Genomic DNA, 16,141 nt, shown 5'->3' with positions numbered 1-16,141 from the left:
CAGGCAATAGTACTTATCTATCAATTTGCAAATTTCTGATTTTATTCGACATAATATGACAACTATTTCAGTTTTATTACATTATAGTTACATTAACAACCAGATTATTACAAACGGCACCACTGACAGCTGAGACCTACACTATCATTTAGTAAAGGGGGCGAGGGGTGTTTTTATTATGTCTTTATTCGTCGGAGTGTAAAGACAAAATTTTTATGAGCGTGGTTTCAAAATTCGAAAGGAGGAAACAAATTGAGAAAAAAGAAACAACGTCAAATTAGAGCTTTTAGTATTGTTGCTTCGATACTCATGTTATTTTCACTGATAGCACCAGGTATTGCTAGAGCTGAAACAACTGATAAGTTGCATCGATCTTTAAACGACTCGCAGGCTGTCGCAAAAATAAAGGTGAGTGACCGCTTACTAGAAGATTTCAAAAAAGATGAGAAGGTTACTTTTTTAATTAAATTCAAAGAAAAGGCTGAATCGAAAAAAATAGCAAAAAAAGCAAGAAATAGTGCTGAATCAGCAAATATGACAGCTCAAAAGGCAGAGCTTGTCCAACGTTCAGCTGTTATTTCTGAATTAAAAGCAACATCCCTTGTTTCTCAACGAAATGTTAAAGACTACTTAGAACAACAGGTTGAGAAAGGGAATGCAGAAAATATCCATTCCTATTTTATCGTAAATGGAATGGCAGTTACAGCGACAAAAGAGGTTGCACAAAAAATCGCAACTTTTGCTGAGGTTGAAAAGATTTTACCGAACGAAACACGTCAATTATTTACAACAAAAACAAAGAATCCAGTAACACCTAAGTCAGAAGTGGCTAACGTTGAGTGGAACGTTAACCGTGTAAACGCTCCACAGGTGTGGGGGATGGGATTCGATGGTACCGGTACGGTTGTAGCTAGTATTGATACAGGTGTTCAATGGGACCATCCTGCATTAAAGGATAACTACCGTGGATACGATGCAGCTACTGATACTGTAGATCATGATTACAATTGGTTTGATGCTACGGCAGGAGAAGCAGAACCTTACGATGATCTAGGACATGGTACACATACAATTGGAACAATGGTTGGTAGTGAGCCTGATGGATCTAACCAAATTGGGGTAGCTCCTGGCGCTAAATTTATTTCCGTAAAAGCATTTACAGCGGCTGGAGGTACAGATGTTGATCTATTGGCTGCAGCGGAGTGGATTTTAGCACCAACAGATTCAGAAGGAAATGCTCGCGTAGACATGGCTCCAGATGTTGTAAACAATTCTTGGGGCGGTGGACCAGGACTTGATGAATGGTATCGGGATGTCGTAATAAATTGGCGAGCAGCTAATATTTTCCCTGAGTTTTCAGCTGGAAATACAACTCTATTTAATCCAGGTGGACCAGGTTCAATTGCAACACCTGCAAATTATCCTGAATCATTTGCAACGGGTGCAACTGATATAGATGATAATTTGGCAAGTTTTTCATTAGAAGGTCCTTCACCATATGAAGAAATTAAGCCAGATATTTCAGCACCAGGCGTAAATATTCGTTCATCCGTACCTGGAGGCGGATATGAAGGTGGCTGGAATGGAACATCTATGGCTGGCCCAGCTGTAGCAGGTGTAGCGGCACTGTTACGTCAAGTAGATGCTAGCTTGACAGTTGACCAAATGGAACAAATATTACTAAACACTGCAACACCATTAACAGACGAAGAATATCCAGAGTCACCTAATAATGGATTTGGTTATGGTCTTGTTAATGCATATGCAGCCGTCAACTCTATTGTAAATGGACTTGGAACCCTTGAGGGACAAGTTACCAAAGAAGGAGAAGATAGCGAAGCTCCTACATTTGAGCATACTGCACCTACCGAAACATATGCGGGTATGGATTTAGATTTAAACATACAAGTAAATGATAACATTAGCATTTCAACTGTTGAATTAACATACCAGGATACGAATGGGGAATGGCAAACAGTTGAAGCTGTACGTACATCAGGTGACTATAAATCTGGTGAATATGTTGTAACTATTCCCGGAGATCAAATTACCGGAGATTCACTAACATACAAATGGACAATCAACGATTTTGGTAACAATGAAGTAACAAGTGAGGAGTATGTTGTATCTGTACAGCCTGGGATTTCTACAGGGTATTCAGAAGACTTTGAATCAACTCCTGTTGGGTGGACTTCTTTCGGCGAAAACAATAGCTGGGAATGGGGCGTTCCAACATCAGGACCAGGAAATGCAGCATCAGGAGAAAAAGTATATGCAACAAACCTTGATGGAGACTACGAAAGTAATACAAATGCAACACTTGTGATGCCTCCAATTGATCTACCAGAAGGCAATGCCTATTTACAGTTTAACCTATGGCATGATCTAGAAGAATATGATTCGGGAAGTGCCTATGATTTCGGTCATGTGTTTGTCTCTACTGATCAAGTGGAATGGACACAATTAATGGAAATGCGTGGTACGACTAGTGAGTGGCAAAATGCGGAAGTTGATTTATCTGAATATAGTGGCCAAAGAATTTATATTGGCTTCAATGTTACATCAGATTCCAGTGTTACAAGAGAAGGATTGTACATTGATGATGTAGTTTTATCAGATACGTCAATTAGTAACAAAGCATCACTAAAAGGAAACAAAGGCAATAACGGTAAAATGAAAGGTCATAATAATGGTAACAAGGGCAAAAAAGGAAACAATGGCCTTGGAGTAATCAAAAGCAATGAAAAAGCTGGATTAAAAGAAAAGGTAGATCCGGATAAAATTCAACCGAAACTACCTGTAAAAGATAATCCTCCCGTCGAAGAGGACATAATTCATCCTACACTTTTACCATTAGGTGCGCAAGTATCTGTATTGGAAAGTGGACGTTCAGTAAATACAAATCCTGAAGATGGGACATTCTCAATTACCCATGCTGCTGGTGATTTCACCGTACAAGCAGAAGCGTACGGATTTGAATCTGAACAACAAACAGTAACAATTGAACAAGATGGAGTTGCTCAAGCAGATTTCACTTTAGAGGAAATTGACCAATATACTGTAAGCGGAACAATTACAGATGAGGCAACTGGTGAACCGATTGAAGGTGCGACTATCCTTCTTGTAGAAGATGCGAATGTTACACCAGTACAATCTGATGCTGAAGGTAATTATTCTCTAACAGCATACGAGGGTACGTACACATTAAAAATATTAGCAAGAGATTATATTGGAAAAGAAGTTGAAGTATCACTTGAAGATGGGAATGCCGAAATGGATGTTGTTCTAGAACCACTTTACACTTATCCTGGCGGTGAAATTGGATATGATGATGGAACAGCTGAAAATGCACGTGCATTCTATGATGCAGGAAATGGCTGGGCTGTAAAAATGTCCCTACCAGAAGGAAAAGACTCAGCTATGGTAACTGAAGGAGTGTTCCAATTCCATGGAACTGATTGGCCGACTCCAGGTGGAACTGAATTTGCTGTAGAAGTTTGGGATGCATCAGGTCCAGATGGAACGCCTGGTAAGAAACTGGCAGGTCCGGTTGAAGCAGAGGCTATACGGAATTTGGATGAATGGACTGTAGTTGACCTAAGAGAACATTCCATTACTGTTGATGGTGACTTCTATATGGTTTATATTCAAACGAATGCTAATCCAAATACACCAGGTTTAGCAACAGATGAAAATGGAACCAATGCTGAACGTAGTTATCAATATGTTGCAGGCACTTGGTCGCCATCACCTGCTGCTGAAGGGAACTATATGATTCGGGCGCGTGTTAGTTATGAAGTTGAAGCACCGGTCATTATTTCACCAGAAGAAAATGGAATAACAAATGAACCAAGCCTTACAGTTGAAGGTACTGCTTCTCCTACAACAACTGTTCAATTACTAAACAATGGGGAAGAAGTTGGGACTGCAGAAGTTGGGGAAGATGGTAACTTTGCTATTCCAACTGAATTAACAGAAGGTGAAAATGTGTTTACAGCAGTATCCCTGCTTGATGGAGTAGAAACTGGGGAATCTGAACCAGTTACTGTGACATTAGACACACAAGCACCTGAGTTAACGATTGATAGTCCGCAAGATGGGGATAAAACAAATCGGGAGACAGTAACTGTTGAAGGTACAGTAACAGATGCTAATCTTGATTTTGTAGAAGTAAATGGTAGACAAGCAACTGTTAACGATGATGGAAGTTATTCGAAGCGAATCTTGCTCAACAATGGTGAAAATGTCATAGAAGTTGTTGCTCAGGATTTAGCAGGGAATACAGAAAACCAAAGTGTAACGATTGATGTTAAATACAATGCACCTGTGCTGGAAAACGTAACTCCAACAGAGGATAAGAATCTACAGACAGGTCAAAGTGTAAAAATTGAATTTGATAGTGAGCCAGGATTAAGAGCAACATTCATGATCCATATGCCACTAACAAATATGGGAGTTCAAGTTGCTAACGCAACAGAGCTACCGATGATGGAAATGTCTGATGGTCATTATGTGGGATATTGGACAGTCCCTAGTGGTGCCAAGGCAGATGGAGCTGTTATCGAAGTAAAAGCAGTCGATAGTTTCGAAAACGAAACACGAGAAGTAGCTGAAGGTAAGCTATTTATCAATCTCGACGAAGAGTAATAGCAAGTTAGGTGCAGAAGATTATATATCTTCTGCACCTTTTTTTGGCAGTTAAGAAAGACCTGGACACCCCGCCTGTGATGATTTTCAATCGGCGGATATAGTATCAGATTAGCGGATATATTTTTGAATTGGCGTATATATTTAAAAAACGGCTGATATATTTTACTATTGGCCGATATTGTTGTGAATTGCCGGATAAAACACTTGGAGTGTAGTTTACAATATTTCCGCTTTTTATTTAAACAAAATACTTTTCAAACTGTAATGCAGTATGTATAATTATAAGTAACAATAGAATATCGATCCATCTTCGGGGCAGGGTGCAATTCCCGACCGACGGTAAGGAGCACGTGTTGTTCTAAGTCCGTGACCCGCAAAGCACTCGCTAAGCGGTGGACCTGGTGAAAGTCCGGGACCGACAGTTAAAGTCTGGATGGGAGAAGATGTCGAGCTGAACTATGGTGCATTTTGCGCCTGTATTTTCCTGTGTATATGTATACCCTAAAGCCCCGATTAGGTTGGCTTTAGGGTTTTTTGATGGGAAATAGGCTCATCCTTCATCACGAGATGTGGATCGATATAAGATGGAGGAGGATGGATGATGCAAAAATCATCACGTTTATTAAAGTTAATCATTTTAGCACTACTAGGAACTATTTCGTTATTACTATTTTTCTTGAACTTCCCGTTACCATTTTTACCACCTTACCTGAAAATAGATTTTAGTGAGGTACCAGCGCTTATCGCTGCATTGATTTTTTCACCAATTGCCGGAGTTATTGTGGTAGCAATTAAGAATATGCTTTATCTTGTTGTTTCTGGAGCAGGTGATCCGATAGGGGTAACTGCAAACTTCCTGGCGGGTATCATGTTTATCGTCCCAGTTTCTATACTTTACCATAAGTATAAAGGTGTAAAAAGTATCATTTCTGGATTGGCAACAGGAACCATCATTATGGCAGTTGGTATGAGTGTATTAAATTATCTTGTCATTTTACCTGCATATGCTTGGTTTATGGGATGGGGAGATATGACGGAAAGCGCGAAATGGATCGCCGTAATTGGAGGCGTATTACCATTTAACATTATTAAAGGTATTATCGTAGGAATGCTATTTGTTCCGTTATTTATAAAAATGCGTAGATGGATAGAACAAAAAAGAGCGAGTCTAGCAATAAAATAACTTACTTTGAATAATTTCACCATAAAAACATCCCTTTTGATTGCAGATAATCAAGAGAGGATGTTTTTTAGCATTTGCCGTCCAAATTGGTTTAATACTTATTTTTTCCTACTCAATTATTGATTGTTAACTTTTTTGGAAAAGTAGATGAAACAGAATATCAAAAAGAACATAAAGATGATTAACTAATAAAACTCTAGCGGCAGGCAGATATGTCTGTCGCTAGAGTTTTTAATTGGTGGAAGTTGTGGTTTTGAGCCAACCTCTTGTGAACTTCACATTTTCGAGGAGTCTCGCATACTTCCACTGCTGATGTGCATTCATCTTCCTATACAGCAACATTTTTTTATTTAATAACTACAATCTTTTAGAAAACAGCTTAAATAAAAAATCCACTTTCCTATGATGGAAAGTGGATTTTTACTATTTCTTATTTGGGACGACTCCGATTGTACAACGTGATAAACAAATGAGGTTTTCGGTTTCATCTGTAATTTTGACTTCCCAAACCATGGTTGACTTACCGATATGTACAGGTTTTGCTTTTGCAGTGACAATTCCATCCCGTTTACTTTTTATATGATTGGCATTTATTTCGAGACCAAAAACACTAAATGATTCCAAATCCACATTTAAAGTGGCACCGACACTTGCAACGGTTTCAGCTAGTGCGACACTAGCCCCACCATGTAAAAAACCAGCAGGCTGTTTTGTGCGGTGATCTACGGGCATTGTCATGATAACTAAGTTCTTATCTAATGTTTGTGCTTCAATTCCTAAAGTTTCTATCAACGTATTTGTATATTCCATTGAGCCACTCCTTAAAATAGTTTACTTAATAGCAGGGAAATTCCCAGCAATAATCCATAAATACTATTTGTTTTACCGGTTAATACCATGGCAGGCATCATTTCGATTGGAGATGTTTTTCCTTTGAATTTTTTGATAACATCAATCGCCATTCTCACACTTAGGAATACAACCGCAGACCATATTGGTAACATGCCAGTAATGATAAAGTATAGGGTCAAGCCGTATGCGACTACAAATAATGCTCCCAAAAAGTTAATCGCTTTTTTTCTGCCTAGCAAAATTGCGATTGTTTTACGTCCATTTAGTTTATCTCCGTCTAAATCACGGATGTTATTAGATAACAGGATACACCCGATAAATATTGCGACTGGGATTGAGACCCAAATAACTTCTGGTGTGACTGTAGATGTTTGAATGTAGTAACTTATTCCGATAATGACAGTACCCATGAAAAATCCTGCAAAAAGTTCACCGAATGGCGTATATGCGATTGGAATTGGGCCGCCTGTATATAAATATCCGAAAAGCATACATACTAAACCAATGACAGCAATCCACCAGCTAGATTCTAAACTGATAAAAATTCCGAGCAATGTTGCAATACCAAAGAATATAATTGCCAGTCGCAGGACGGTCTTTGGTGCGATTCCATCACGAACAATTGTACCTCCAATTCCCACAGATTGCTCATTATCCAATCCACGTTTAAAATCAAAGTACTCATTAAACATATTTGTGGCTGATTGAATGAGAATGGATGCAATCATCATGGCTAAAAATAATAAGACATGGAAGGATCCTTCATTTAGTGCAAGCATCGTTCCTACAAAAACAGGAACAAATGAAGCGGTAAGTGTATGTGGACGCAGTAGTCGCCACCATATTTGAAATCCAGGCTTTTCATTTAAGGCTTGTTTTGTTGATTCCATTGTTGTTCTCTCCTCTAATTATGTACAATATCCACTTAAGTTTAGGCAATTCGCCATAGGGTGTCAATCGACAAATATTGAGAGAGCCCACTACACTTTTCTTGAGAAACAGGGAAAAAGGGAATAAAATAGAAAATGTATGTACAAGTGTATCGTGTGACGGAGGTTTATATTGATGATTGAAACTAAAGAAGAATTACTCGAATCAATACTTAAAGAAGCTATACAAAAAACTAAAAAAACAAATCATATACAGTTAGTTAGTATTACAAAAAAAATAGATACAATTGACCCGCTTCATTTTTTCGAAGCTGCAAAACAATTAGAAGCGGATCGAACATTTTGGTCAAGTACAGCAGATGACTTTTTCATGGTTGGTGTTGGAGCTACCTATAAAATTGAGGCAACGGATAACCGTTTTGACGAAACTGACGAACAATGGCGCAGGGTAAAAGAACAAGCGATTATCTATGATGCCTATCAACATCCAGGTACAGGACTAGTAGCTATGGGCGGAATGACATTTGACCCGAATAAAGAGAGGACCGTATTATGGGAAAACTATTCCGATAGTGAGTTTACTGTTCCTTCCTATATGTTAACAAAATACGAGGGTAAACATTATCTTACAACAAATGTTCAGGTCTCAAAGGATGATCAGGCACCAGATATCGCAAATACTATCAATGAAACCATTCATACATTATTAAAAAAACCCGTAACTGCAGCAGTAAAAACAGAAATTATTAATAAAAATGAAATTGCACCTGACAAATGGAAGCAAACGGTTGAAGATGCGACACAATTAATTAAAACGAGTGGCGTTGAAAAAATAGTACTATCTAGGGAACTGCGCGTAAGGCTAAGCCAGAAAGCAGAAATAACAACTGTTCTAACAGAATTATTATCTGCGCAAACGAACAGCTTTGTATTTGCGTTTGAACGTGCTGGAGATTGCTTTGTTGGAGCTACTCCTGAGAGGCTTGTGAAAATACAGAATGAACATTTACTTTCTACATGTCTTGCTGGAACTGCACCAAGAGGGATTAACTTGGAAGAAGACGCGACACTAGCGAATGAATTGTTCCAAGATGAAAAAAACCGTAGTGAACATGACTTTGTCGTAAAAATGATCAAGCAAGCTATTAGTCCTTATTGTACAGATATAGAAATCCCAAATGAACCAATTATATATCCATTGAAAAACTTACAACATTTATTTACACCGGTAACAGCACGGCTGACGTCTGGTGTAAGTATGTTTGATATTATTAAACACCTTCACCCAACACCTGCATTAGGTGGAGTGCCAAGAGAGAAATCATTACAATTCATCCGAGAACATGAGCAACTTGATAGAGGGTGGTATGGTGCTCCTGTTGGCTGGCTGGACCACAATAATAATGGTGAATTTGCTGTAGCAATTCGTTCAGGTTTGATACAAGGTGACGCGGCATCATTATTTGCTGGTTGTGGTGTTGTAAAGGATTCTGATCCAGAAGCAGAATATGAGGAAACGAATATAAAATTTGCACCGATGCTATCTGTTTTAGGGGGATAATCATGAGTCATACTGAAGCTTTAACACGTTATACCGCAAATATTGTAGACGAATTGGTGAAAAGCGGACTTACTGAAGTAATCATATCGCCAGGATCCAGATCGACACCTCTAGCTATGACTGTAATGGAGCATCCTGATATGAAGCAATGGGTCGTCATCGATGAACGCTCAGCTGCGTTTTTTGCATTAGGGATGGCAAAGCAGCACAAGCGACCTGTTGCTATCGTTTGCACATCTGGAACAGCGGCTGCAAATTATTTTCCGGCAATTGTGGAGGCTTACTATAGTCGAGTCCCATTAGTTGTTTTGACAGCTGATCGCCCACATGAACTACGTGATGTGGGTGCACCACAGTCGATTGACCAACTAAAACTATTTGGAGACTATGTGAAATGGTTCCATGAGATGGCATTACCAGATGATGATACCAGGATGTTAAATTACGCACGAAGCAAAGCATCACGGGCAGTTCATCTGGCAAGTGAAGGAAATGCAGGCCCCGTGCATGTGAATATTCCAATTAGGGAGCCATTAGTCCCCGATTTCACCTTGGAAAATTTGTGGGGAAATAAAGATAATTCAACCTATCTTCCTACACTAGATGGAAAAAAACGTGTGGATCAAACACTATTAACTTATTTACTTGATAAGTTAAGCCAAAAGAAACGTGGTCTCATCGTATGTGGTCCTCAAACGAACGAGGATCTTGCAGAGGCAGTTACAGCCTTAGCCGCTAAATGGAATGTACCAGTTTTAGCAGATCCATTATCGCAGGTTAGGTCCGGACAACATCATAAGGACATGGTTATTGAAGGTTATGATGCTTTTTTACGAAATGAAAGTATCCGTAAAAAACTGAAACCTGATTTTATTATTCGCTTTGGTGCGATGCCAGTTTCGAAGCCATATCTGTTTTATGTAAAAAATCACATGGACGTTGATCAATATATTGTCGAAGAACATAGTGGCTACCGTGAACCAGCAGGTAATCGGACAGAATTTATTTATGCAGATTCACAGCTTTTATGTGAGGACCTTTTAGCGATAGATAAAGAAGTGTCCTTTGATTCAAGTTGGCTTGAAGAATGGCAGATTATGAACCAGGTAGCGAAGAAGTATTTAATGAACGCGCAAAATGCAGGGCTCCTTACAGAAGGGGAAGCAGTTAAATGCTTAATGGAAGTCATTCCGGATGCAAGTACGTTATACGTCGGAAATAGTATGTCAGTTCGTGATTTAGATACATTTTTCATGACAACTCCAAAGCAGTTATCTATTTTGGCCAATCGAGGAGCGAATGGAATAGATGGAATGGTTTCGAGCGGTCTTGGGGCTGCAGCTACTGGAACACCTACGACACTGCTGTTGGGTGACCTATCTTTTTTCCATGATATGAACGGTTTACTTGCTGCTAAACATTATAAAATTAATTTAACGATTGTATTAATCAATAATGATGGGGGAGGAATATTTTCTTTCCTGCCACAACAGGAACAAAAAGCTCAGTTTGAGTTACTGTTCGGCACGCCACATGGCATCGAATTTTCCCATGCAATTAGCATGTACGGAGGTACGCATCAGGTAGTCACCAAAGAAAGTGAGTTAGAAGATGCGTTGTTCGCGAGTTACCAGTATGATGGGTTATCTGTCGTGGAGGTTAAAACAGAGCGGACAAGTAATATGGAATGGCACCGCGAGCAATGGAACCGTATTGAAACGGAGCTTTTAAATGGTGAGTGAAGGTAAAAGGCAAATTAAAGTTGCGTCATCAAATTACTGGTGTGAAGTGACCGGTAAAGGTGAGCCAGTATTACTGTTACACGGATTCACTGGTAGTACTACTACTTGGGGTTCACTAGTTTCGACATTAAAGACAACATTTCAAGTTATTACGATCGATTTACCGGGACATGGAAAGACGGAAGTTTCTTCGCCTAAAACGATGAGGGATTGCTGTGCCGATATAAAAGCAATTATTAAGCAGCTAGGTTATGAAAAGGTCCATCTACTTGGCTATTCCATGGGTGGGAGAACTGCATTGTCATTTGCGATGATCTATCCAGAACTTGTCCAGTCCCTAGTGTTAGAAAGTGCTTCACCAGGACTCGAAAAGGAAGAGGACCGGAAAGCTAGGATAAAGAAGGATCAAATTCTAACAGACCGAATAAGGTCGGACGGTTTGGCATCATTTGTGAATTTCTGGGAAAGCATTCCCCTTTTTGAATCGCAAAAAAAGCTACCGGATTCGGTACAGCGAGCTATTCGCGAAGAAAGGTTATCTCAGCATGAAGAGGGCCTGATTATGTCGCTGAACCATATGGGAAATGGGGTCCAGCCATCCTGGTGGGATGAACTTGAGACATTGACATTGCCTGTTTTATTAGTTGTAGGTGTGCTGGATGCAAAATTTGTAAACCTTAACAAAACCATGCATAATCGTATTCCGCAGAGTAATTTAGTCATTGTGCAAGAAGCAGGTCATGCAATTCATGTGGAACAATCGGATTTTTTTGGTAAGATAGTAAGTGGGTTTATTTTAAATAAACCAAATTAGTAAATACTAGCAACATACATAGAAGGAGGAAAATCATGAGTGTTCAATGGGAAGAAGTAAGAAAGTATAAAGAAATTGTTTATGAAAAATATGATGGTGTAGCAAGAGTAACAATGAATCGTCCTGAGAAGCATAATGCGTTTACACCACTTACTGTTAATGAAATGATTGATGCTTTTGCGGATGCACGAGATGACTCATCTGTTGGAGTTATTGTTTTAGCTGGTGCAGGCGACAAAGCATTTTGTTCTGGTGGAGACCAATCAGTACGAGGACACGGTGGATATGTTGGCGATGACCAAGTACCACGTTTGAATGTATTGGATCTACAACGTTTAATTCGCGTGATTCCTAAGCCTGTAATTGCAATGGTATCTGGCTATGCTATTGGCGGTGGACACGTTCTACACCTAGTTTGTGACTTAACAATTGCTGCGGACAATGCTGTTTTTGGACAAACTGGTCCTAAGGTTGGAAGCTTTGATGCAGGTTATGGTGCTGGGTTACTAGCACGAACAATTGGTCATAAACGTGCAAAAGAAATTTGGTACTTGTGCCGTCAATACAGTGCTGACGAAGCAATGGACATGGGCCTTGTGAACACAGTTGTTCCATTGGAAAACTTAGAAGAAGAAACAATGCAATGGTGTGCCGAAATTCTAGAAAAATCACCAACTGCACTACGTTTCTTAAAAGCATCATTTAATGCTGACACAGATGGGTTAGCAGGATTACAACAAATGGGTGGAGACGCAACGCTTCTTTATTACACAACCGATGAGGCTAAAGAAGGTCGCGATGCATTTAAAGAAAAAAGAAAACCAGACTTTAAAAAATTCCCACGATTTCCGTGATGATAAAGAAAAGCGAAGGCGACTGGTCAGCGACGTACAGATAGATGGAACTGTGAAAAGTACGGTGATCTTTCCGTACGTTCAACAGGATCAACTATCTGCTAGTCGCTAGGAGCCGTAGCTAGATAAAGAAAAGCGAAGGCGACTGATCAGTGACGTACAGATAGATGGAACTGTGAAAAGTACGGTGATCTTTCCGTACGTTCAACAGGATCAACTATCTGCTAGTCGCTAGGAGCCGCAGCTAGACAAAGAAAAGCGAAGGCGACTGATCAGTGACGTACAGATAGATGGAACTGTGAAAAGTACGGTGATCTTTCCGTACGTTCAACAGGATCAACTATCTGCTAGTCGCTAGGAGCCGCAGCTAGACAGATAAAAGTCTGTCATATTAAAAACCTTTGCTTGTAACGAGCAAAGGTTTTTTCACTAATTTATGACTTGATGGAGGAACATATCATGAGTGAAATTATTCCACATTGGTTAACCAAACAAGCTAGTCTTGCACCAAATGACACTGCACTTGAACTAGAAAATGGTAATTGCTTAACTTTTATAGAATTAAAGGATAAAAGCCAATCTTTTGCAAAAAGGTTAGCGTGGCAGGGGATCGGAAAAGAATCAAAGGTAGGGATCTTTTCAAACAATTGTATAGAAATGGTTATTGCGATTCATGCATTGAGTTATTTAGGCGCGGTAGGTGTTTTCTTCAATATACGTTTAACAGAAAAAGAGCTAAACTTCCAAATAGAAGATGCTGAGGTGTCCCTTATTTTAGTGGCGGATTGTCTAGAAAATCAGTTAATGGATATGAGTTTTGCCCCCCAAATATTGTCCTTCTCAGAGGTTAGAACACTTGATGAAGAAAATGTTCAACTTGCTTTAGAAATAGCATTAGACGATGCATTCACTATCATGTATACATCCGGCACTACAGGAAACCCAAAAGGGGTTGTACATACATATGGAAACCATTGGTGGAGTGCAACAGGATCAGCACTTAACATTGGAATTCATGCAACGGACAAATGGTTAGCGGTATTGCCGTTATTTCATATAGGTGGACTGTCCATTCTTTTAAAAAGTGTCATTTATGGTATGCCGGTCTACTTGCTGGAAAAATTTGATGGAAAAAAGGTTCATCATGCCATCATGAATAGAGGCGTAACCATTGCTTCGGTTGTTACAGTCATGCTACACCGCTTAATAGATTTGCTTGAAGAACAGCAATACCCAGATACATTCCGTTGCATGCTTTTAGGGGGCGGGCCAGCCCCAAGATCCATGCTGGAAAAGTCCAAAATGAAACAAATTCCAGTTTTTCAATCATACGGTATGACAGAAACATCGTCCCAAATTGTAACACTTGGTCCGAATGACGCACTCCGTAAACTTGGTTCTGCTGGAAAACCTCTATTTCCGGCGCAACTTAGAATCATTGATCAGGGTCACGATGGAGTAGGTGAAATCGTTGTAAAAGGGCCTATGGTGACAAAAGGCTATTATAAAAATGAACAGGCTACTGAAAGTTCTATTCAGAATAGCTGGTTATCCACTGGTGATTTAGGTCAATTGGATGACGAGGGCTTTCTTTACGTTGTCGACAGGCGAAAGGATTTAATAATTTCTGGTGGTGAGAATATCTATCCGTCAGAAATCGAAAGTGTTCTTTCGGCTATGTATGGCGTTAAGGAAGTCGGTGTTACAGGAGTGGAAGATTCGCAATGGGGGCGGGTACCATATGCGTTTATCGTTCTAGATGATGAATCCGTTTCTGAGGTAGACATCCTGCAATATGCATCCGAAAATTTAGCGAAATATAAAGTACCAAGAAAGATTAATTTTGTATCCGGGCTACCTAGAAATGCATCAAATAAGCTATTAAGAAATAAATTATGCGATTTAATATAGTAGATAATTACATATACTGGTAATTTAATGGTAATTAATGACTGAGTTTTCGACAATATAGTTTATAAATCTCCTCTAGTGGTATAGAAAAATATACTGTTTGAAAGGGGAAATATTTATGAACTTTATGAACGACTATTTTTCAGCTAGCTTTATTAATGGGCTACAAAATTTTGTTATCGCACTAATTGTTTTATTAATAGGTTGGCTAATCGCGAAAGGAATTGCTGGTGCAATTGAAAAAGCACTTGGTAAAACGAATCTTGATGAAAAAGTATTTGGCCGTTTTCGTTCCAGTGATAAACCGATCAACTCCAATAAGATCATTGGAAAAGTGGTTTATTACATATTACTAATCATTGTATTTATTCTATTCTTTAACTTATTAAATCTGAATATGATCGCAAACCCGTTGTCGGATTTAATATCAACCTTCTTTAGCTTTATTCCAGCAGTTTTAAAAGCAGCACTTATTTTATTACTTGCATGGGTTATTGCGTCACTTGTTCAATGGTTAATTGTAACTGGTGGGAAGAAAGTGAATGCCCACCAACTGTTTACTAAGTTCAAAATTTCGAACGATGAAGAAGAAGCAGGAAACTTCTTAAATACTATTGGTAAAATTGCATTCTATTTTATCCTTTTAATGTTTATCCCGGGTGTATTGGATGCACTAAGTATTGAAGGAGTAGCTGAACCATTTAGTGGCTTAGTAGCAACTATTTTAGCATTTATCCCTAAGCTAGTAGCTGCGGTACTTATTTTCGTAGTAGGTTGGTTTGTTGCAAAAATTATCAAGGATATCGTTGTGAACCTATTACTAACATTAGGTTCAGAAGGACTTATTGTTAAATTAAAACTACAAAAGGTATTTGAAGGAACAAGCTTCGCATCATTTGTTGGCAACTTATTATTTGTCATCATCATGATTCCAATCACAATTTCAGCACTAGAGCAATTAGAATTAGCAGCTATTACAGAACCTGCAGTCGCAATGTTGAATGACATCATGAACATGCTTCCAAACATACTAATTGCGATCGCATTAATATTAGTTGGAATTTGGCTGGGTAGATTGATTGGTGGTTTTGTAGAAAACTTCCTAGAGCGTATGGGCTTTGATCATCTATCAAACAAAATGCAGATAGGAAATAAAACTAGTAAGAAAACGCCATCAGCTGTTGTCGGATATATTGTACAAGTATTGATCGTGTTCTTCTTAGCGGTTCAGGCACTAAACTTAATCAAACTTGATTTCTTAGTTGACATTGCATCAGGAATTACCGCTTACTTACCAAATGTACTAGCTGCAGTGTTAATTCTTGTAGTAGCATTGGTAATAGCGAATATAGTAGAGAAAGTATTAGCGAATATATTGTCAGGTCCAGCTAGTAACATCCTTACTTCATTTGCAAAATATACAATTCTCGTTCTTGCGGTATTTATGGCATTATCACAGCTAGGAATCGCAACCGAAATTGTAAGCTCTGCATTTATTCTAATCCTGGGTGGATTGGCGTTAGCATTCGGTCTTGCATTCGGATTAGGCGGAAAAGAATTTGCTAGTAAATATTTAAGCAAATTTGATAAAACTATAGAGGAAACAAAAGTAGATAAGTCTAAAACGAACAATAATAATGAGTTTGGTGATGACTTTAGAAACTAAAAGGATTCTTACACTAAT

10 protein-coding genes and 1 riboswitch are annotated in these 16,141 nt (G+C 38.9%); of the genes, 8 read left to right on the top strand and 2 right to left on the bottom strand.

The features are described 5' to 3' along the window. Positions 1–252 precede the first annotated feature (252 nt). Positions 253–4,647, top strand: coding sequence for a S8 family serine peptidase (locus LG329_RS04330; RefSeq protein ID WP_404453814.1), 4,395 nt, complete (start codon positions 253–255; stop codon positions 4,645–4,647). A gap of 305 nt (positions 4,648–4,952) precedes the next feature. Next, positions 4,953–5,099: riboswitch (FMN riboswitch) on the top strand. Between the two features lie 152 nt (positions 5,100–5,251). Then, positions 5,252–5,833 (top strand): ECF transporter S component, encoded by a 582-nt coding sequence (locus tag LG329_RS04325; protein WP_404453811.1) that lies wholly within the window; start codon positions 5,252–5,254, stop codon positions 5,831–5,833. Between the two features lie 423 nt (positions 5,834–6,256). Here the strand turns inward: LG329_RS04325 and LG329_RS04320 are convergent, their stop codons facing one another. Both LG329_RS04320 and LG329_RS04315 read right to left on the bottom strand, forming a co-directional pair. Next, positions 6,257–6,643, bottom strand: a complete 387-nt coding sequence (locus LG329_RS04320) for a hotdog fold thioesterase (protein ID WP_404453809.1) — start codon at positions 6,641–6,643, stop codon at positions 6,257–6,259. Positions 6,644–6,654: 11 nt separating this feature from the next. Next, on the bottom strand, positions 6,655–7,575 hold the full coding sequence (locus tag LG329_RS04315; protein ID WP_404453806.1) for a 1,4-dihydroxy-2-naphthoate polyprenyltransferase: 921 nt from the start codon (positions 7,573–7,575) through the stop codon (positions 6,655–6,657). A 175-nt stretch (positions 7,576–7,750) separates the two neighbouring features. Between LG329_RS04315 and LG329_RS04310 the strand changes: the two genes are divergently transcribed. From LG329_RS04310 to LG329_RS04285, 6 genes are all read left to right on the top strand, one after another. After that, positions 7,751–9,136: an isochorismate synthase MenF gene (locus tag LG329_RS04310; protein WP_404453804.1), complete on the top strand. Its 1,386-nt coding sequence runs from the start codon at positions 7,751–7,753 to the stop codon at positions 9,134–9,136. A gap of 2 nt (positions 9,137–9,138) precedes the next feature. Further along, positions 9,139–10,878 (top strand): 2-succinyl-5-enolpyruvyl-6-hydroxy-3-cyclohexene-1-carboxylic-acid synthase, encoded by a 1,740-nt coding sequence (menD, locus tag LG329_RS04305; RefSeq protein WP_404453801.1) that lies wholly within the window; start codon positions 9,139–9,141, stop codon positions 10,876–10,878. After that, the gene (gene menH / locus LG329_RS04300) at positions 10,871–11,692 is read left to right on the top strand and encodes a 2-succinyl-6-hydroxy-2,4-cyclohexadiene-1-carboxylate synthase (protein WP_404453798.1); all 822 of its coding nucleotides are present in this window, start codon (positions 10,871–10,873) and stop codon (positions 11,690–11,692) included. The genes menD and menH overlap by 8 nt, the downstream gene beginning before the upstream one ends. A 35-nt stretch (positions 11,693–11,727) precedes the next feature. After that, positions 11,728–12,546, top strand: a complete 819-nt coding sequence (gene menB, locus LG329_RS04295; RefSeq protein ID WP_404453795.1) for a 1,4-dihydroxy-2-naphthoyl-CoA synthase — start codon at positions 11,728–11,730, stop codon at positions 12,544–12,546. A 459-nt stretch (positions 12,547–13,005) separates the two neighbouring features. Continuing rightward, a complete protein-coding gene (locus tag LG329_RS04290) occupies positions 13,006–14,457 on the top strand; it encodes an o-succinylbenzoate--CoA ligase (RefSeq protein WP_404453792.1) in 1,452 nt (483 codons plus the stop codon). A 118-nt stretch (positions 14,458–14,575) separates the two neighbouring features. Continuing rightward, positions 14,576–16,123, top strand: coding sequence for a mechanosensitive ion channel (locus tag LG329_RS04285; RefSeq protein ID WP_404453789.1), 1,548 nt, complete (start codon positions 14,576–14,578; stop codon positions 16,121–16,123). Positions 16,124–16,141: the final 18 nt, after the last annotated feature.

Origin of the sequence: Virgibacillus necropolis, from assembly GCF_044793635.1 — a bacterium.
Lineage (GTDB): Bacteria > Bacillota > Bacilli > Bacillales > Amphibacillaceae > Virgibacillus_F > Virgibacillus_F necropolis_A.
This window is presented reverse-complemented; position numbering and strand designations above follow the sequence as displayed.